This window comes from Streptomyces sp. NPDC028722, from assembly GCF_040637655.1.
GTDB lineage: Bacteria > Actinomycetota > Actinomycetes > Streptomycetales > Streptomycetaceae > Streptomyces.
In genome coordinates, this window is record NZ_JBEZWU010000016.1 from 120407 (window position 1) to 141111 (window position 20705).

At 69.9% G+C, this 20705-nt stretch carries 8 protein-coding genes; 3 read left to right on the forward strand and 5 right to left on the reverse strand.

The genetic code is table 11. The features are described from left to right. The first annotated feature begins 349 nt into the window (after positions 1-349). On the forward strand, positions 350-4153 hold the full coding sequence (locus AB0F03_RS23850; RefSeq protein WP_361995331.1) for a GH92 family glycosyl hydrolase: 3804 nt from the start codon (positions 350-352) through the stop codon (positions 4151-4153). A gap of 107 nt (positions 4154-4260) precedes the next feature. Here AB0F03_RS23850 and AB0F03_RS23855 read toward each other — a convergent pair whose 3' ends face one another. After that, on the reverse strand, positions 4261-7587 hold the full coding sequence (locus tag AB0F03_RS23855) for a GH92 family glycosyl hydrolase (protein ID WP_361995333.1): 3327 nt from the start codon (positions 7585-7587) through the stop codon (positions 4261-4263). A 435-nt stretch (positions 7588-8022) separates the two neighbouring features. On the opposite strand from AB0F03_RS23855, the gene AB0F03_RS23860 reads away from it, so the two are divergent. Further along, complete coding sequence (locus tag AB0F03_RS23860; protein ID WP_361995335.1) at positions 8023-10734, forward strand: SpoIIE family protein phosphatase; 2712 nt, start codon at positions 8023-8025, stop codon at positions 10732-10734. A gap of 85 nt (positions 10735-10819) precedes the next feature. On the opposite strand, the gene AB0F03_RS23865 is transcribed toward AB0F03_RS23860, so the two are convergent. Next, positions 10820-13615 carry an aconitate hydratase gene (locus AB0F03_RS23865; protein WP_361995337.1) on the reverse strand — a complete coding sequence of 932 codons (2796 nt, stop codon included), beginning with the start codon at positions 13613-13615 and terminating at the stop codon, positions 10820-10822. A 508-nt stretch (positions 13616-14123) separates the two neighbouring features. On the opposite strand from AB0F03_RS23865, the gene AB0F03_RS23870 reads away from it, so the two are divergent. Then, positions 14124-15653 (forward strand): UDP-N-acetylglucosamine 1-carboxyvinyltransferase, encoded by a 1530-nt coding sequence (locus AB0F03_RS23870; protein ID WP_361995339.1) that lies wholly within the window; start codon positions 14124-14126, stop codon positions 15651-15653. A 739-nt stretch (positions 15654-16392) separates the two neighbouring features. Here AB0F03_RS23870 and AB0F03_RS23875 read toward each other — a convergent pair. The 3 genes from AB0F03_RS23875 to AB0F03_RS23885 form a co-directional block, all read right to left on the reverse strand. Beyond that, a complete protein-coding gene (locus AB0F03_RS23875) occupies positions 16393-17157 on the reverse strand; it encodes a hypothetical protein (protein ID WP_361995341.1) in 765 nt (254 codons plus the stop codon). A gap of 128 nt (positions 17158-17285) precedes the next feature. After that, positions 17286-19379 (reverse strand): DUF262 domain-containing HNH endonuclease family protein, encoded by a 2094-nt coding sequence (locus tag AB0F03_RS23880; protein ID WP_361995343.1) that lies wholly within the window; start codon positions 19377-19379, stop codon positions 17286-17288. 344 nt (positions 19380-19723) lie between these two features. After that, the gene (locus AB0F03_RS23885) at positions 19724-20686 is read right to left on the reverse strand and encodes a serine/threonine-protein kinase (RefSeq protein ID WP_361995345.1); all 963 of its coding nucleotides are present in this window, start codon (positions 20684-20686) and stop codon (positions 19724-19726) included. Between the last annotated feature and the right edge of the window lie 19 nt (positions 20687-20705).

The window sequence follows — 20705 nt, forward strand, 5'->3', positions numbered from 1 at the left end:
GAACCGGATCCTGCCCGGCACCGCGGTCGGGTCAAGCTGGGTGGTGCAGGAAGTGCGGAGTAGGTGTGCTGCCGGGAGTGCGAATCTGTACCGGGCGCCGACAGGTATAGTCCACTTCCCGTCGGCGGAGCAAGATCGAACGCAAGGTTGGCCATGGGTCTTTTCCGAGTTGAGACCTCGCGGAAATATCCGGAGCCGATGCGTGCCATGCCAGGAAAAGCAGCGGCATAACGCCCTGAATGCCACAGCCAACACCCTTGACATCCCCGGCCACTTGACCACCTACTGGTTTCTGCGCCCCGTAACTGACAACGTTGTCCGAAGAGGGTGCAGGAGGGGAATTCCGTAGATGCAACGGAGAACTCGGCACAGCTGGGGCCCGGCGGCCGTCCTCACGGCCGCCTTTGTCATGGCCGTCGGCGCGCAGGGCGCGGCGGTCGCCCTGCCGGCCAGGGCCGCGGCGGCCGACCAGGAGTTCGCGTCCTCGTTCGAGGCGGGGGATCCGGCGCCGGACTGGCTGAACACCGTCGACACCGGGCCGGACGGCGGCAAGCGCGCCTCGGGCGTCGACGGCGGGTACAGCACCGGCATCCCGGGCAATGTGACCGACCATGTCACCGGGGTCGACGCGAGCGGCGAGAACCCGGGCGCGGGCGAGGTGAAGGAGAACCTCGTCGACGGCGAGCCCGGTACCAAGTGGCTGACCTTCGAGCCCACCGGCTGGGTGGAGTTCGACCTGGACAAACCCATCCGGATAACGACGTACGCCCTCACCTCGGCCAACGACTACGCCGAACGGGACCCCGCGGACTGGACCCTGCGGGGCTCCACCGACGGCAAGGACTGGAAGACGGTCGACACCCGCTCGGGCGAGGCGTTCTCCGAACGGTTCCAGACCAAGTCCTACGACCTCGCCGAACCGGCCGAGTACCGGCACTTCCGGCTGGAGGTGTCCCGGAACAACGGTGCCCCGGACCTCCTCCAGCTCGCCGACGTCCAGTTCTCCACCGGCGGCGGGGGCGGACCGGTACCGCAGGACATGCTGACCCTGACCGACCGGGGACCGAACGGCTCGCCGACCGCCAAGGCGCGGGCCGGTTTCACCGGGAAGCGGGCCCTGCGCTACGCCGGACGGCACACGGCGGCCGGCCGGGCGTACTCGTACAACAAGGTCTTCGACGTGAACGTGAAGGTCGGCCGCGACACCCTGCTGTCGTACCGCCTCTTCCCCTCGATGGCCGACGGCGACCGTGACTACGACGCCACCTTCGTCTCCCTCGACCTGGCCTTCACCGACGGCAGCTATCTGAGCGATCTGAAAGCGCTGGACCAGCACGGCTTCCCGCTCTCGCCGCGCGGACAGGGCGCGTCGAAGGCGTTGTACGTCAACCAGTGGAACAACGTGAGCGCGCGGATCGGCGCGGTGGCGGCGGGCCGGACGGTCGACCGGATCCTGGTGGCGTACGACTCCCCCGCCGGTCCGGCGAAGTTCCGCGGCTGGATCGACGACGTGTCCCTGAGACCCGTGGCACCGGAGCGGCCGAAGGCGCATCTGTCGGACTACGCCCTGACCACCCGCGGCACCAACTCCAGCGGCAGCTTCTCGCGCGGCAACGACTTCCCGGCGACGGCCCTGCCGCACGGCTTCAACTTCTGGACGCCGGTCACCAACGCGTCCTCGCTGAGCTGGCTGTACGAGTACGCACGTGCGAACAATGCCGACAACCTGCCGACGATCCAGGCGTTCAGCGCGAGTCACGAGCCGAGCCCGTGGATGGGCGACCGGCAGACCTTCCAGCTGATGCCGTCGGCCGCGTCCGGCACCCCGGACACCGGGCGCGAGGCGCGGGCACTGCCCTTCCGGCACGAGAACGAGACCGCGCGGCCCTACTACTACGGCGTCCGGTTCGACAACGGCCTCAAGGCCGAGATGACCCCGACCGACCATGCGGCCGTCCTCCGCTTCACCTACCCCGGTGACGACGCGAGCGTGCTGTTCGACAACGTCACCGAGCAGGCCGGTCTGACGCTCGACAAGGAGCACGGCACCCTCACCGGTTACTCGGACGTGAAGTCGGGGCTCTCCGCGGGGGCGACCCGGCTGTTCGTGTACGGCGAGTTCGACAAGCCGGTGACGGACGGCGGCGCGAGCGGGGTGAAGGGCTTCCTGCGCTTCGACGCGGGCGCCGACCGCACCGTCACCCTGCGGATCGCGACCTCGCTCATCGGCATCGACCAGGCGAAGGACAACCTGCGCCAGGAGGTACCGGACGGCGCGTCCTTCGACACGGTCAGGGCACACGCCCAGCGCGTCTGGGACAAGCTGCTGGGCAGGGTCGAGGTGGCGGGCGCGACCCCGGACCAGCTGACCACGCTGTACTCCGGGCTGTACCGGCTGTACCTCTACCCCAACTCCGGCTTCGAGAAGGCCGGCGGGAAGAACCGGTACGCCTCCCCGTTCTCCCCCATGCCGGGCCCGGACACCCCGACACACACCGGCGCGAAGATCGTCGACGGCACGGTGTACGTCAACAACGGCTTCTGGGACACCTATCGCACCACCTGGCCGGCGTACTCGTTCCTGACGCCCTCCCAGGCGGGGCGGATGGTCGACGGGTTCGTGCAGCAGTACAAGGACGGCGGCTGGACCTCCCGCTGGTCCTCCCCCGGCTACGCGGACCTGATGACCGGCACCTCCTCGGACGTGGCGTTCGCCGACGCCTACGTCAAGGGCGTGAAGTTCGACGCGGGAGCGGCGTACGACGCGGCCGTGAAGAACGCCACCGTCGTCCCGCCGATGCCGGGCGTGGGCCGCAAGGGCATGAGCACGTCGCCCTTCCTCGGCTACACCAGCACCGACACGCACGAGGGCCTGTCCTGGGCGATGGAGGGCTACGTCAACGACTACGGCATCGCGAAGATGGGCGAGGCGCTCTACCGGAAGACGGGCGAGAAACGCTACCGGGAGGAGTCGCAGTACTTCCTCAACCGGGCCCGTGACTACGTGAAGCTGTTCGACGCCAGGGCCGGCTTCTTCCAGGGCCGGGACGCCGGGGGCGACTGGCGCGTGAAGTCCTCGGAGTACGACCCGCGCGTATGGGGCTACGACTACACGGAGACCAACGGCTGGGGCTACGCCTTCACCGCCCCGCAGGACAGCCGCGGCCTGGCCAACCTCTACGGCGGCCGGGACGGGCTCGCGGACAAGCTCGACACGTACTTCGCCACCCCGGAGACGGCCTCCCCGGACTACGTCGGCTCCTACGGCGGAGTCATCCACGAGATGACCGAGGCCCGGGACGTCCGCATGGGCATGTACGGCCACTCCAACCAGGTCGCGCACCACGTGCTCTACATGTACGACGCGGCCGGCCAGCCCTGGAAGACGCAGGCCCGCGTGCGCGAGGCGCTCTCCCGGCTCTACACCGGCAGTGAGATAGGGCAGGGCTACCACGGCGACGAGGACAACGGCGAGCAGTCGGCCTGGTACCTCTTCTCCGCGCTCGGCTTCTACCCGCTGGTCATGGGCAGTGGCGAGTACTCCATCGGCTCCCCGCTGTTCAAGCAGGTCACCGTGCACCTGGAGAACGGCCGGGACCTGGTGGTCCGGGCGCCGCACAACAGCGCCAGGAACGTCTACGTCCAGGGCGTCAGGTTCGACGGCCGCCCCTGGACGTCGACCTCGCTCCCTCACTCCCTGCTGTCCCAGGGCGGGGTGCTGGACTTCTCCATGGGCGCCGAACCGTCGACGTGGGGCACGGGGAAGAACGCGGCGCCGGTCTCCGTCACCCGGGACGACAAGGTCCCGGCACCCCGGTCGGACGTCCTGAAGGGCGAGGGCCCGCTCTTCGACGACACCTCGGCGACGAGCGCGACGCTCACCTCGGCGGACCTGCCGGTCCCGGGCGCCGTGAAGCCGGTGCAGTACACGCTGACCTCGTCGGCGGACCACACCAGGGCGCCGGCCGGCTGGACCCTCCAGGGCTCGGCCGACGGCACGGCCTGGCGGACCCTGGACCACCGCTCCGGTGAGACGTTCGCCTGGGACCGGCAGACCCGTGCCTTCACCATCGCCGCGCCCGGCACGTACACGAGGTACCGCCTGGTCCTGGACGGCGCCTCGGATCTGGCGGAGGTGGAATTGCTGGCCTGACCGTCCGGCGCGTACGGCGGCCGGCCGCGCGCGCCGGACGGCGCGCGGACGGCAGTGGAAGCGGCCCGCTCCCGGTTCCGGGAGCGGGCCGCTTCGGTGTGCGGGGCTCAGCCCGTCGCGAGGGTGAACACGTGCAGGCCGCCGTCGCGCGGGAGCGTGACACTCCGGATCGCCCTGCCCGCCGGGGCCCGGTACGGCCGGGTGGCGAACACGTACGTCGCGACCGGGTCCTTGTCCGCGCCCGCGACATTGCGGTACGCGGTCCTGGCGACGACCTCGTTGCCGTACTGCACGGTGCCGCCTCCGCCGCCCATGGTCCAGTCGGTGAAGGAGAGGTCGACGGTGCCGGTGGTGCCGTCGGTGTACGTGACGGTGGCCTCGGAGCGGCGGTCGCCGTCGACCGCGCTGCCGACGAAGGCCAGCCGGTCCGCGGGGGCCGGCAGCCGGACGGTCTGCCCGGCCGCGGAGGCGTTGTCGGGGCGGCCGTCGGGTGAGGCGGGCCAGGTGAACACCAGCCCGTCGACGGTGCCCCGGGCGCCCCCCGTGAGCCCGGCGGCGGCGAGCGCCTGGCGTGAGTAGCTCCAGCCGCCGCCGTCGAAGTCGGCCTCGTCGTGGTCGCCGGAGTCGTCGGAGACGCCCGTGTTGTCGTAGGCGGCGAGGAGCGTGCCCGGGGCGGCCACGGTGAGGGTCACGGGCTGCCGGTAGGAGGTGCCGCCCGAGGTCACCGTGACCTTGACGTCGGCGAAGCCCTGTTCCGCGTCCCGGGCCGCGGTGAGGGTGATCTCCCGGGCGCCGCCGGTGACCGTGCCCTCGGCGGGCGTGGCGGTGATCCCGGCCGGGGTCTCCACCCGGAAACGCACCCGCGGGCCGGTGCCGCCGGTCAGGGACAGCGCGCGGACGCCGACCGTGGTGCTGTCGCCGGGTGCGAGGGTGGCGGCGGTGGGCCCGACCCCGATCTGGTACGGCTGCTCGCCCTGCCGGAAGGACGGCGGCGGGCTGTCCGCGCCCCAGGCGTGGTTGGCGGTGCGGCCCAGGGTGTAGTCGAGCCGGCCGCCGTCGCGGACGAAGGAGGCGGGCAGCCAGGGGCGGTCGCCGGGGCGCCCGTCGACCCGCAGGGACTGGACGTAGGGCGCGTCGGCCGCCGCTCCCGGCGCGTGGACGGAGATGTCGTTGCCGTGCGGCCGGCTGATCTCGACGCGCTCGAACAGCGGGGAGGCGAGGACCAGTTCGGCCCGGGACGGCACCTGCGGATACATGCCGAGGGCCGAGAAGACGTACCAGGCCGACATCGCGCCGAGGTCGTCGTTGCCCGGGATGCCGCCGGGCCGGTCGGACCAGAGCTGCCGCATCACCGCGCGGACGGTCTCCTGCGTCCGGTAGGGGGCGCCCGCGTAGTCGTACAGGTACGGGACGTTGATCGACGGCTCGTTGTCCAGTTCCGCCTCGGTGCCGTCGCCACCGGTGAACGCCCAGCCGCCGCCGGCGTCGTGGAAGAAGTCGTCCAGCCGGGCCAGGGCCCGGTCCCGGCCGCCGAGCGCGGCGAAGAGGCCCGCCGGGTCGTGCGGGACCATCCAGGTGTACTGGGCGGCCGTGCCCTCCACGAAGCCGTGTCCGGTGTCCGGGGCGAAGCCGGTCACCCAGCTGCCGTCGGCCCTGCGGTCGGCCATGTAGGCGCCGGAGGGGGCGGCGGCGATGTCGAGGTTGTTCTGCCACCACTGCGCGCGGCGGGCGAAGCGGGCCTGTATGCCCTTCTCCCCCGCCGCCCGGGCGAGCTGGGAGACGGCGAAGTCCGCGGTGGACATCTCCAGGGTCTCCGCGGCGCCGCCCCAGGCGTTGGACACGCTGGGCATGTAGTGCAGTTTCAGGTACTTGTCGAGCGAGGGCCGCTGGCCGGCGGACAGCACCGGCTTGCCGGCCGCCGACAGGTCCTGCGGGGTGGGCACGGTCGCCGCCCTGACCAGCGAGCGCAGGGCGCCCTTCAGGTCGAAGCCGGTGCCGCCGAAGGCGTGGATGCCGGCCAGCGCGGTCGGCGCGGGGTCGCCGTTCATGACGTGGGTGCCGCTCGCGCCGTGCAGCCAGCGGTCCCAGACGCCGTTGTTCTGGCGGGCCAGGGTGTAGAGCGACCGGGCGATGTCGGAGCCGGTGTCCGGGTCGAGGAGGGTGAGGAGCTGGAGCTGGTCGCGGTAGACGTCCCAGCCGGAGAAGGTGCCGTACTGGGCGTGCGGGCGGCGCCCGGCGGGGCCCCGCCGGGCGTCCCCGCCGGGGGGTGCGCCGCCGGCGGTGTGCACCCGTCCGTCGGCTCCCCGGTACCCGCCGTCGGCGTCGCTGATGACGTTGGGGTGCAGCAGCGCGTGGTACAGCGCGGTGTAGAAGGTGGTGCGCTCGGCCTCGGTGCCGCCGCCGACCCGGACGGCGCCCAGCCGCTCCCGCCAGGCGCGCCGGGCCGCGTCGCGGACGGCGTCGAAGGTGCGGCCCGGCGGGTTCTCGGCGGCGAGGTTGGCCTCGGCCGCCGCCCGGCTGACGTAGGAGATGCCGACCTCGGCGTTCACCGGTCCGGCGCCGGGCGCGAACTCCACGTATCCGCCGGCGCCCCTGCCCGCGACGGGCCGGCCGCCGTGCGAGAAGCCGCCGGTGCCGCCGGACGCCTGCCGGGACCCGGGCCGGAGCGTGTCGTCGTGCCAGGTGCCGGTGGCCTCGAAGGCGCGGTCGAAGCGGGCGGTGAAGTGCAGGGTGTAGTAGGCGCGCCGCCCTTCGGGGTCGAGGTGGCCGCAGAAGTTCCCGGAGGTGACCGAGCCGGAGACGGTGCGGGTGTCCGGGTCGATCGAGACCGCCGAGTCCTCGGAGCCCACCTCGGAGTCGGAGGTGCGCACGAGCAGGGAGGCGGGTGCCCCGGCGGGGAACGTGAAGCGGGCGGAGCCGGTGCGGGCGGTGGCGGTGAGGTCGGCGGTGACGCCGGAGGCGAGGGCGACCTTGTAGTGGCCGGGTTCGGCGGTCTCGTCGGCGTGGGTGAACCCGGACGCGTAGACGGTGTTGCCCGTGTCGCTCGCCGGGGAGGAGGTGACCTCGCCGGCGTACGGGAAGAACGGGATGTCGCCGCTGCCGCCGGCGCAGCCGGTGCCGGACATGTGGGTGAGGCTGAAGCCCCGGATGCGGGTGGCGTCGTACCGGTAGCCGCCCGGGGCGGCCGTTCTCGTCGCGTCGCCGCGGGTGTTCTCCGGGCTCCAGGAGAGCATGCCGAACGGCACGACGGCGCCCGGGAACACGTTGCCGCCGTTGCTGGTGCCGATCAGCGGATCGACATACGGCGTGGGGTCCTGGACGAGGCGGGGTGGCGCGGCGGGCGCCGCGAGGGCGGGGGGCACGAGGGCGGGGGTTGCGGTGCCGGCGGTCGCCAGGAGCGCGGCCAGCAGCAGGGACGGGGGTCGTAAACGCATGACGCGGCCCTTCCTCCTTACGGACGGGTCGCGCACCACGGGTCGCACAAGCCGCAGGGACAGTAGCGTGCGTCACCGGTACCACGGAAGACCGCCCGCGCCCGGGCAGGCGCGCGCCCGCCTCACCCGGCAGGAACGGTCAAGTGGGTTGACATCGTTGTCGGTTGCGGCGGTAGAGTCAGGTACGAACCTTTTGACAACGATGTCTCGCGTCCCACGCCGGCGCACAAGCCACGCGGCGCCCGCCCCCCGGGCAGGTCGCCGCCCCCCTCCACCCGCCCCGTCCCGCCGGTGACCGTTTGAATGCCGGGCGCGGCGGGTGGATGCTGGACAGCAGGTGCCGTCCCGGGTCAGAAATCCCGGGACGGCATACGGACCGTCCATCTCGTGGACGGACCATAGCCAGCCGGAATTCACCAGTGCTACAAATGCCGCATGTCAGACGCACCTGCCCGATTCCGGCGCCTCGCATGGCGCACTGTGATCGGCAAAAGCCCCCGCAGCGTCGCCGGGCAGGTCTTCCTGCTCCAGGTGGCGCTGGTGGTGCTGCTCGTGCTCTGCGCCGTCCTCGCCCTCGTCCTCCAGTCGCGGCGGGACACCACCACGGAGGCCAGACGCCGGTCCGTCGCCGTCGCCGAGACCTTCGCCCACTCCCCGGGCCTGCGACAAGCCCTGCAACGCCCTGATCCGTCCAAGGTCCTCCAGCCGCTCACCGAGGCGGCGCGCGGGCCCGCCGGTGTCGACTTCATCGTGGTCATGGACACGCACGGCATCCGGTACACCCATCCGATACCCAGCCGGATCGGCAAGCGGTTCGTGGGCAACATCGGACCCTCCCTGGCCGGGAAGGTCTACACCGAGAGCGTCCACGGTCCGCTGGGCCACGAGGTGCAGGCCACCGTGCCCGTCGAGAACCCCCGTGGCAAGGTGATCGCGCTGGTCTCCGCCGGACTGAAGGTCAGGAACGTCACCAGCGAGCTGGACCGGCAGCTGCCGATCATCCTGGGCGCGGGGGCCGGCGCCCTCGTGGTGTCGACGAGCGGTACGGCGCTGGTGGGCCGCAGGCTGCGGCGCCAGACCCACAGCCTGGCTCCGGACGAGATGACCCGCATGTACGAGCACCACGACACGGTCCTGCACTCGGTGCGCGAGGGCGTGCTCATCGTGGGCCCCGACGGCCGGCTGCTGCTCGTCAACGACGAGGCCAGACGTCTGCTGGAGCTGCCCGCCGACAGCGAGGGACGCACGGTGCGGGAACTGCCGGACCTCGAACCCGCGACGGTGGAGCTGCTCGCCTCCGGACGCGAGGCCAGCGACGAGGTGCACTTCGCCAAGGGCCGTCTGCTCGCGGTCAACCAGCGGCCCACGGACCGGGCGGGCGGCCCCGGCGGGACCGTCGTGACGCTGCGCGACTCCACCGAGCTCCAGGCGGTGTCGGGCCGCGCCGAGGCCGCCAGGGAGCGCCTGGAGCTGCTGTACGACGCGGGCCTGTGCATCGGCAGCAGCCTGGACGTGGTCCGCACGGCCGACGAGCTGGCGCGGGTCGCCGTGCCCCGCTTCGCCGACTTCGTCACCGTCGACCTGGCCGACGCCGTACTGCACGGGGACGAACCCGCCCCGGTGCGGGACACGATGCCGGCGGCGACGGACATGCGGCGGGTCGCGGTGAGCGGCATCCGGGACGACCACCCGCTCTACGAGGAGGGCCGGCTGATCGACTTCCTGCCGTCCACCCCGCAGGCCCGCGGTTACGGCGCCGGACGCTCCGAGCTGGTGACGGACCTGTCGTCGGCCGACGGCTGGCAAGCGCAGGACCCGGAGCGCACCCGGCAGATCCTGGACTACGGCATCCACTCGCTGATCGCCGCTCCGATCCAGGCGCGCGGGGTCGTGCTGGGCATGGCCAACTTCTGGCGTGCCAAGCGGGAGGCCTTCGACGCGGAGGAGGTGTCCCTGGCGGACGAACTGGTGGCCCGGGCCGCGGTCAGCATCGACAACGCCCGCCGCTTCACCCGCGAGCACGCCCTCGCGGTCACGCTCCAGCGCAGTCTGCTGCCGCGGGCCCTGCCCGAGCAGAGCGCGCTCGACGTCGCCTACCGCTATCTGCCGGCGCAGTCCGGGGTGAGCGGTGACTGGTTCGACGTGATCCCGCTGCCGGGCGGCCGGGTGGCGCTGGCCGTCGGTGACGTGGTCGGACACGGTCTGCACGCCGCCGCGACGATGGGCCGGCTGCGGACGGCGGTGCACAACTTCTCCACCCTCGACCTGCCGCCCGACGAGCTGCTCCATCACTTGGACGACCTGGTCGGCCGCATCGACCAGGACGAGGCCGGCGCGGACCGGGCCGGGGAGATCGTGGGCGCCACCTGTCTCTACGCGATCTACGATCCCGTGACGCGGCACTGCGCCATGGCCCGGGCCGGGCATCTGGCGCCCGCGCTGGTCCACCCCGACGGCAGCGTCGTCTTCCCCGACGTGCCGGCCGGCCCGCCGCTGGGCCTGGGCGGCCTGCCGTTCCAGACGGCCGAGCTGGAGCTGGCCGAGGGCAGCCAGCTCGTCCTGTACACCGACGGCCTGGTCGAGGACCGCTCGCGCGATCTGGACGTGGGCCTGGAGATGCTGCGCCGGGCACTGGCCGGCCACCCCGACCGGTCGCCGGAGGAGAGCTGCCGGGCGGTGCTGGAGGAGCTGCTGCCCGAGCGCCCCAAGGACGACGTGGCCCTGCTGGTCGCCCGCACCCGGGCGCTGCCGCCCGGGCAGGTCGCCGACTGGGACGTGCCGCGCGACCCGGCCGCCGTGTCGAGGATGCGCGGTGCCGTCTCCGACCGGCTGGAGGAGTGGGGGCTGTCGGAACTGGGCTTCGGGATGGAACTCGTGCTGAGCGAGCTGATCACCAACGCCATCCGGTACGGCTCCGATCCCGTCCATGTGCGGCTGATCCGGGACCGCACGCTGATCTGCGAGGTGGCCGACGGCAGCAGCACCTCGCCGCATCTGCGGTACGCCGCGACGACCGACGAGGGAGGCCGGGGGCTGTTCCTGGTCTCCCAGCTGGCCGAGCGCTGGGGCACCCGGTACACCCCGCACGGCAAGGTGATCTGGGCCGAACTGACGCTGCCGGACCTCTCGGCGTTCCTCGCGGACTGAGGGGCTCGGGGCGGGCGGCGGGGGTACGGCGAGGGCCGCACCCCCGGGGTCGGGGATGCGGCCCTGGACCGCCCTGCCGTGCCGCTTACTTGCGGATCAGGCTGCGCAGCACGTACTGCATGATGCCGCCGTTGCGGTAGTAGTCGGCCTCACCGGGGGTGTCGATGCGGACGACCGCGTCGAACTCGACACCGGTGTCGGTGGTGACCTTGACCGTGCGCGGCGTGGTGCCGTCGTTCAGCTCGGTCACACCGGAGATGGAGAAGGACTCCTCGCCGGTCAGGCCGAGGGACTCGGCGTTCCGGCCCTCCGGGAACTGGAGCGGCAGGACGCCCATGCCGATGAGGTTCGAGCGGTGGATGCGCTCGTACGACTCGGCGATGACGGCCTTCACACCGAGCAGCGCGGTGCCCTTGGCCGCCCAGTCGCGGGACGAGCCGGAGCCGTACTCCTTGCCCGCGAGGACGACCAGCGGGATGCCCTGCTCGATGTAGTTGCGCGAGGCGTCGTAGATGAACGACACCGGGGCGTCCGCCTGGGTGAAGTCGCGGGTGTAGCCGCCCTCGGTGCCCGGCGCGATCTGGTTGCGCAGGCGGATGTTGGCGAACGTACCGCGGATCATGACCTCGTGGTTGCCGCGGCGGGAGCCGTAGCTGTTGAAGTCGCGGCGCTCCACACCGTGCTCGGTGAGGTACTTGCCGGCCGGGGTGTCGGCCTTGATGGCACCGGCCGGGGAGATGTGGTCGGTGGTGACCGAGTCGCCCAGCTTGGCCAGGACGCGGGCGTCCGTGATGTCGGAGACCGGGGTGGTCTCCATGGTCATGCCCTCGAAGTACGGGGGCTTGCGGACGTACGTCGACTGCGGGTCCCACTCGAAGGTGTTGCCGGTCGGGATCGGCAGCGCCTGCCACTGGGCGTCGCCCGCGAAGACGTCCTGGTAGGACTTGTTGAACATGTCCTCGCCGATGGCGTTGGCGACGACCTCGTTGACCTCGGCCTCGGAGGGCCAGATGTCCTTCAGGAAGACCGGGTTGCCGTCCTGGTCGGTGCCCAGGGCGTCCTTGGTGATGTCCACCTTCATGGAGCCCGCGAGGGCGTACGCGACGACCAGCGGCGGGGACGCCAGGTAGTTCATCTTGACGTCGGGGTTGATGCGGCCCTCGAAGTTCCGGTTGCCGGAGAGGACCGACGTGACCGCGAGGTCGTGGTCGTTGACGGCCTTGGAGACCTCCTCCGGCAGCGGGCCGGAGTTGCCGATGCAGGTGGTGCAGCCGTAGCCGACGAGGTTGAAGCCGACCTTGTCCAGGTACGGGGTCAGGCCCGCCTTCTCGAAGTAGTCGGTGACGACCTTCGAGCCCGGGGCGAGGGTGGTCTTGACCCACGGCTTGCGGGTCAGGCCCTTCTCGACCGCCTTCTTGGCCACCAGGGCGGCGGCGACCATGACGTACGGGTTGGAGGTGTTGGTGCAGGAGGTGATGGCCGCGACCGTCACCGCACCGTGGTCCAGCTCGTAGGTGGTGCCGTCGGGGGCGGTCACCTGCACCGGGTGGGACGGGACGGCACCGGTGCCCTCGCCGTGCCGCGGCGCGCCGGCGCCGTTCTCCTGGTGGCCGTAGGCCGGGGCGTCGGAGGCCGGGAAGGACTCGGCGCTGGCCTCGTCGACCGGGGAGTCGGAGGCGGCCGGCGTCTGCCCGACGGGCGCCTCGACGTAGTTCAGGACGTCCTTGGCGAACTGCTGGGCGGCCTCGGCGAGGACGATGCGGTCCTGCGGGCGCTTCGGGCCGGCGATGGACGGCACGACCGTGGACAGGTCCAGCTCGAGCTTCTCGGAGAAGTCCGGCTCGGCCTGCGGGTCCAGCCAGAGGCCCTGCTCCTTGGCGTAGGCCTCCACCAGGGCGACCTGCTGCGTGGAGCGGCCGGTCAGGCGCAGGTAGTTCAGGGTCTCGTCGTCGATCGGGAAGATCGCGGCGGTGGAGCCGAACTCCGGCGACATGTTGCCGATGGTGGCGCGGTTGGCCAGGGAGGTGGCGGCGACGCCCTCGCCGTAGAACTCGACGAACTTGCCGACCACACCGTGCTTGCGGAGCATCTCGGTGATGGTGAGGACGAGGTCGGTGGCGGTGGTGCCGGCGGGCAGCTCACCGGTCAGCTTGAAGCCGACGACGCGCGGGATCAGCATGGAGACCGGCTGGCCGAGCATCGCGGCCTCGGCCTCGATGCCGCCGACGCCCCAGCCGAGGACACCGAGACCGTTGACCATGGTGGTGTGCGAGTCGGTGCCGACGAGGGTGTCGGGGTACGCCTGGCCGCCCCGGACCATGACCGTGCGGGCCAGGTGCTCGATGTTCACCTGGTGGACGATGCCGGTGCCCGGCGGTACGACCTTGAACTCGTCGAACGCGGTCTGGCCCCAGCGCAGGAACTGGTAGCGCTCCTTGTTGCGGCCGTACTCCAGCTCGACGTTCTGCTTGAAGGCGTCGTTCGTGCCGAACTTGTCGGCGATGACGGAGTGGTCGATGACCAGCTCGGCCGGCGCCAGCGGGTTGATCTTGGCCGGGTCGCCGCCCAGCTCCTTGACGGCCTCACGCATCGTGGCGAGGTCCACCACGCAGGGAACGCCGGTGAAGTCCTGCATGATCACGCGGGCCGGCGTGAACTGGATCTCCTGGGAGGGCTGGGCCTGGGAGTCCCAGTTGGCGAGTGCGCGGATGTGGTCGGCGGTGATGTTCGCGCCGTCCTCCGTGCGGAGCAGGTTCTCCAGCAGGACCTTGAGGCTGTACGGCAGGCGGGCCGAGCCCTCCACCTTGTCCAGCCGGAAGATCTCGTACGACTCGTCGCCCACCGGCAGCGTGCTGCGGGCGTCGAAGCTGTTCGCCGACACGACAGTCTCCTTCATTGATGTGCGCGTACCACCGTCAATCCTGCCGCCACGCCGGCTGGGCCGATCCGCTAAGGTAAGGCTAAGTTAGGTGGCCCTTACTGGCGTGGCGGCTGCGGTGCGCCTCGGCAGATATCTCGATGTCGAGATAACTCTAGTACATGGGCGTCGGATGGTCATGCCCAACCCGGCCCGGCACGCATTCCGGGCCGGCGCGCGCGGCGGCCACCACCCCCGAAGGGGGGCGCACGGGGAGATCGGGATGCGGCAGCTCCCCCGCTGCCGTACGGACAGGACTTCCGGGCACACCGGGCGAGACAGCCCGATCGGCCACCATTTTCCCCAACATCAGCCGATTCGCCCCTGACTATCCCTTAAGTTCTGAATGCCGCGTGAGGGCGTGAGGCTGAGCAGGGGCGTTGACGGGCCGTCACCACGGTCACCCGAAGGGGCGTCACCCGAATGGACCCCCCAACGGGCGCCATCTCATATCTGAGATAGCCTCAACCTCATGGCAGACGACTACCTCGTACGCATCGGCAAGCTCATCCGTGACGCTCGGCAGCACCGAGGCTGGACCCAGTCGCAGCTCGCGGAGGCGCTCGGCACCAGCCAGAGCGCGGTCAACCGCATCGAGCGCGGCAACCAGAACATCAGCCTTGAGATGATCGCCCGCATCGGCGAGGCCCTCGACAGTGAGATCGTGTCGCTCGGTTACGCGGGTCCGATGCATCTGCGCGTGGTCGGCGGTCGCCGGCTGTCCGGCGCCATCGACGTCAAGACCAGCAAGAACGCGTGCGTGGCCCTGCTGTGCGCCACACTGCTGAACAAGGGGCGCACGGTGCTGCGCCGGGTGGCGCGGATCGAGGAGGTGTACCGCCTCCTGGAGGTCCTCAACTCCATCGGTGTGCGCACCCGCTGGATCAACGACGGCGTCGACCTGGAACTCGCCCCGCCCGCCGAGCTGGAGATGGCGGCGATCGACGCGGAGGCCGCCGTCCGCACCCGCTCGATCATCATGTTCCTCGGCCCGCTGCTGCACCGCGTGGACCACTTCAAGCTGCCCTACGCCGGCGGCTGCGACCTGGGCACGCGCACCATCGAGCCGCACATGATCGCGCTGCGCCGGTTCGGTCTGGACATCGCGGCCACCGAGGGCCAGTACCACGCGCAGGTGGACCGCACTGTCCGCCCCGACCGGCCGATCGTGCTGACCGAGCGCGGCGACACCGTGACCGAGAACGCGCTGCTGGCCGCCGCCCGGCACGACGGCGTCACCGTCATCCGCAACGCCTCCTCCAACTACATGGTCCAGGACCTGTGTTTCTTCCTGGAGGCGCTGGGCGTCAAGGTCGAGGGCATCGGCACCACCACGCTCACCGTGCACGGCGTGCCGAACATCGACACCGATGTCGACTACTCCCCCTCCGAGGACCCGGTCGAGGCGATGAGCCTGCTCGCCGCCGCCGTGGTGACCGAGTCGGAGCTGACGGTGCGCCGCGTGCCGATCGAGTTCCTGGAGATCGAGCTGGCGGTCCTGGAGGAGATGGGCCTCGACCACGACCGCAGCCCCGAGTACTTCGCGGACAACGGCCGCACCCGGTTGGTCGACCTCACGGTCCGTCCCTCCAAGCTCGAAGCCCCGATCGACAAGATCCACCCCATGCCGTTCCCGGGCCTGAACATCGACAACGTCCCGTTCTTCGCGGCCATCGCGGCGGTCGCGTCGGGCCAGACCCTCATCCACGACTGGGTCTACGACAACCGCGCGATCTACCTCACCGACCTCAACCGCCTCGGTGGCCGGCTCCAACTCCTGGACCCCCACCGGGTACTGGTCGAGGGCCCGACCCGCTGGCGCGCCGCCGAGATGATGTGCCCGCCCGCACTGCGCCCCGCCGTGGTCGTCCTGCTGGCGATGATGGCGGCCGAGGGCACGTCGGTGCTGCGCAACGTGTACGTCATCAACCGGGGTTACGAGGACCTCGCCGAACGCCTGAACTCGATCGGGGCGCAGATCGAGATCTTCCGGGACATCTGACGGGCGGGGTGTTGTGCCCCTTGAGCCCAGGGGGCACAACACCGCAGCATGCCATCTGACCTGCGAATACTTACCTTCACGGCCCTTCACTGATCACTGTTGCTTTTCAGCACCTTGTGCAACGCACGTGCAAGATGATCTTGAATGACTGACTGGAGGTCAGGAAAAGCTGAGTAACCGTCAGCCTTTACGGAGGGTTGTCGCCGAAATGGCCTCGCAACATCCGATGTCGGTCGGGTCACGCCGACCGCGTCTGGGCGAGGAGGTGAACCACCACCTGCCATGACGTCTCCGGCCTCGCGACGCAGCCTGGGGTCCGACCGCGCATCCAAGTCCTCCGGCTGATCACTTCACGCAGAAGAGGACCCGCACCACGCGGGCGCGTCCTCTGTCGTAGACGGGCGCCGTGTCACGGGCTGAGCCTGCGCCCACCTCGTGGGAGCACCCGCTGCGACGTTCGGACCGGCGGGGTGTCGAGCCGCCCTACGACGACCAGCGTGACAAGTCTCCGCGCCCCAGGCTCCGGCACTGCACCGGCATGGCGTGAACCGTCGTCTCGTCCTGGTCCTGCGCACGCGGCTCGTTCAGTGGGCGGTACTCGGCGGAAGCGTCTCGACCGCCAGATTTGCACGCCCCACCTGGAGGCAGGCGCCTCGTGAGGGCGATCGGGAGTATTGGTCACGGGGCCGGGCTCAAAGGGTGGCGGACGCGCCGAAGCGGAGGACGGTCCGGGGGCCTTCTACGGGGTCCATGCGCCGCCAAACAGTGCCAATTCCAGTAGGTCGGGAGCGAGCGGCCAGTGCGTGGACCCGGCCAGCTGGTCGGTAACGCCGCGTGCCCATCTCAGGTACACGTCGTAGCGGTGCGGGGTCCACCCGCCGTCGCTCCACAGCCAGGCAGCGAGCTTCGCGGGTTCCTGAAGCCCGATCCCCTCCCCCAGTCGTGTCGTGTACGCGCGCAGGACACGAGCTATGCGCTGGTCGAGGATGAGCGGGCGCGGCCCCGGCGCATCCACTACGGCGCCGCCGGCAAAGTAGAGGAACTTGGTAAAGAACGCAGGTCCAAGGCCTGCGATCGCGCCGCTCAACCTGCGGTAGCCCGCCACGGCGCCATCGGTGGCCAGCATTGCAATAGCCTGTGCCAGCACCGCCTCGACCGGGCCTGCGCGCAGGATCTCACCCAGCCGGTAGGCCCCGTACCCGTTGTCACCTTGCCCCCAGACGTAGCTGGCGATGAGTGTCTCGGTCCAGCTAGCCGTTGCTACCCCAGTCCGGGCCACCGCTAACACCTGCGCTCGGCTCAGCAAAGTTGGCTTACGTCCGCCCTGCTCAGCCAACCCCGAGGGCCACGGCCGGATGCCGGCCCAGGACCTCGGGATGTAGCGAACTGCGTGCGCGCCGGTCCCGTCCGCGTACGGCGCCCCGTCGTCGGCCAACCAGGCTCCCAGCTTTCCCACTGCATCGGAAGGAAGCGGACGCTCGAGCATCCGCGCGTCCAGTTCCACGGCGCCCTCTTGCCACCCCATCCGAACCCTCTCCTATGGTTCCAACAGTTCGCCGCGACAGCAGGCAACACCAGTTCGAGACAGATTCCGTCCCGAGGATGTGCACGCCCGCACGAGTGCGGGACGGTTCAGCTGGTCTTGCGGGCGGAAAGTGGGCTGGAACCAGGTACGGCCCGGATGCTGGGAACGTTGTCGGCGCGAAGTCTGGCGGCCACAGCGCCAGGGCTGATCTCCCCGGCCTGGTACTGGCTCGTGGGGACCGCCGCTATCTGCGACACCGTCAGAACGCTTCCGACCGGCAGCCCGGCAAAGGCCTCTCGCATGTGGCGTGCGACATCGCGACGGGACCGGGGCATCTGAACCGTCGCCGGCCTACCGACGGGGGTAGCCTCCCGCGCCCCCAGCCGGGGTGCCGGGAAGCCTGCGACCGAGGAGGTGGGCGCGCCTCCATCCGGGCGTTGCCAGCGCCGTGAGAACGCCTCGGACAGATGGTCAGCCCGGGCCAGGATGCTCTCCTCGTCCCACTGAGCAGGCAGGGAACGGTTCAACGAAAGTGCACTGTGCACGAGGATGTCGTTCCTCTTGCGCTCCCAGGGACCATTGGAAACCGATGTGTTCAGTCTGCCGGTGAGCAGAGTCAGATTTCCCACGGTGTGGAGGAGGGACTGCCTGCGCTCATGAACCTCGACGCTTCCGCCGCCTCCGCCCTCGGGAAGCGGCCAGTGCTCCTCCCAGGCCTGGGGCAGTAGGTGCTCGATCGTCAACTCCCCGTTGTGAACCTGTCGCTCGGTCTTGCCCGAATACAGGGAGTCCTCCAACTCGGCCAGCAGCAGCCGCATCCGGGTCCGCGTGAGCTGCTTGTACAACGGCTGGGACCGAAATACATCTCGGATATCGCGATCGTGGGGCCAGAACCCGGAGTCGGTTTCCTGTCGGAGCAGAAAGTCCGCCACGACCGACGGGTCGTCCTTCGCCTTCAGCTCCTTGAGCAGTTCCAGGAAGAGCCGGTTGTAGTTCTTCGTCGTCAGGCGGCAGACAGTGCGTCGCACCAGGTAAGAGTCCAGGGTGGCCACCGCGCCGGCCCGGTCGTCCTCGTCGAAACGGCTCACCAGCCACAGAAGCACGGGCATCACGGTGTTGGCGTCCAGAACACCAACAGTGCGCAGAAAGCGGCCTTCCGGTGTCAGCGGCTGTTCCTCGGCCGTCAGCTGTCGGTAGACACCTGCCCGCTCCACCAAGCGCCTCATCAGATTGACCAGGCCCATATCAGCGGCCTTAACGTACCTGCGAAAGGTCAGGAAGAGCTCTGGGGCCATCACCTCCTCGGCAAGTTCACCCGTCAGGTACTGCATGAGGAAGACGTCAAGGCGAGGCCGCTTCAGCCTTCCCTGCCGCACCTCCTTGCGCCAGTCAGGCGTCTCCAGCTGCGCCCACAAGTCCCTGTACAGCTCCTCCACCGGAAGTCCTTGCTCCTCCGCCTGCTGGAAGACTAGGTTCTTGACCAGGTCGGATGCCTGCAACGGGGTGCCTCGGTCGTTAAGAGCCTCGAAGATGACCTGGGCGTTGTCCTCGGGCTTGAGATCGATAACGACCAACTCGAACTTGTCGCGAAGCACGCGCACCAAGGCATCAAAGCCCTTGTCCAGCCTGCTTTCATAGTTCAGCTCTTGTGCCCACTCGACCGTGCGGTTGCGAAAGAACCAGTACGCCTGGACGATCGCCGAGGCGTCTGGAGCGACGGGGAATGCGACGTCGGCGGGCCGCCGGAGCCGACCGTCCATGACCATGCGGAACGAGTCACGGTCAATGTTGGTAGGCCACACCTTGTAGGCGGCGTGCGGGTCGTCGGTCATGTCGTCGTCGTTGGCGGTCAGTTTGACGAGCGCACGTACGTACCTGTCCTGGACATCGAGCTCCCGTGCGACATCACGGACCGCGGCAAGCAGAACCTGAAGTGTTGTCAGCCTCTGCTGTCCGTCGATGACCTGTCTGGCGGGCATCGACCCCGTGAGTGTCAGCAGCTGATCCAGCACGACCGCGCCAAGAAAGTGCGGATGAACTTCCTCATCCGCCATTCTTTGGTGAACCAGAGCGGTGACGTCCTCCCACAGCGGTCGCCAGTTCCGGTCCTCCGTCCAGACGTACGGCCTCTGGAAGACCGGCACGACGAGTCGCCGGTCCGGCCCGAACAGATCGCGCAGGGTCATCGATTTCGCTTCCACACTGTCCTCCGATAACGGCGATCTGTACGAGCTGAGTTCCTGAATGGGGCACCTATGCGCCACCGACTGCGGTCTATTCAAGAGCTGACGCCAGGATCCCGCAATCAGCGGTGAGACCGAAGCAAGGTCGGACAGAGACCCCCTGTCTTACGCCGCAGGGCCGGGCCCCCCCACCCTGGATGCCTTGCACAGGGCCGAGATCCGAGCCGTACTCGAATGGTTCCCGTACACCATCGCGCGCTCGTCAGCCCGTTCGACATAGCCGTAAGGTCCGACCGAGGATGCGTCACGAGTGGGCCCCGCTGCCCCGAAGGCGGCGGCCTGCAGCACGAAGAGGGAGAAGCTCAGTTCGCCCGGCCTGGCTTCGCCCACGCGCGTACGGGCCGGGCGTCGGGGCCCATGGGGTGGGTGAAGGGGCGCAGGGGGTCTACCTCCGCCCACGGGGTGAGGGCAGCCGCGGGATCGCCACGTTCAGGAAGCCAGCCGGCAAGCCGCTGCCACACTTCACCCGCGTGTGCGGGGCGGGCACGGGGGTCCTTGGCGAGCAGCTGGAGGATCAACTCCTCCAAGTCGCCGGGGATTTCCGGGCGCAGCTCGCGCAGAGGTGTCGGCGGGTGGTCGAGGATGAGGCCGGGAAGCATCAGGTCGGAGTCGTGCGCGAAGACGGGTTCGCTGGTGAGCATCTTGTGCAGCAGACAGCCAAGGGCGTACAGGTCGGTGCGCTGGTCGACCTGCTTGCCCTTGATCTGTTCGGGGGCCATGCACTCCAGACTTCCCACCTGCTCACCCGTGGCGGTGAGCTTGACGACGTCAGGGGAGAGGAAAGCGGCGACACCGAAGTCGAGGACCTTCACCACTCCGTCGGTACGGATGATGACATTGCTGCCCTTCAGGTCACGGTGGACGATGTCGCGGACGTGTACGGATCCGAGAACCGCGGCGATCTGGACGCCGATCGAGGCGGCCTCCAAGAGCGACAGCGGCCCCTGTTCAGCAACTCGGTCGTCGAGATCGATGCCGGTGACGTACTGCATGACGAGGTAGCGGGTGCCCTTCTCCTCGCCGAGGTCGTAGACAGTCGCGATACCGGCGTGGTCGAGGCGGGCGGCGGCCTGGGCCTCGCGCCGGAAGCGTTCGGATTCCCGAGCCAACTGTTCCTCGGTGAGGCCTGGCGGCGGGTTCATGGTCTTGAGCGCGACATCGCGCCCCAGGTGCTCGTCGTGGGCGAGCCAGACGATCCCCATTCCGCCCCGGCCGATCCTGTGCTTGATGCGGTACCGCTCGGCGATCGGCTGTTCGATGTCCATACGCGGTGCGACCCCGTCC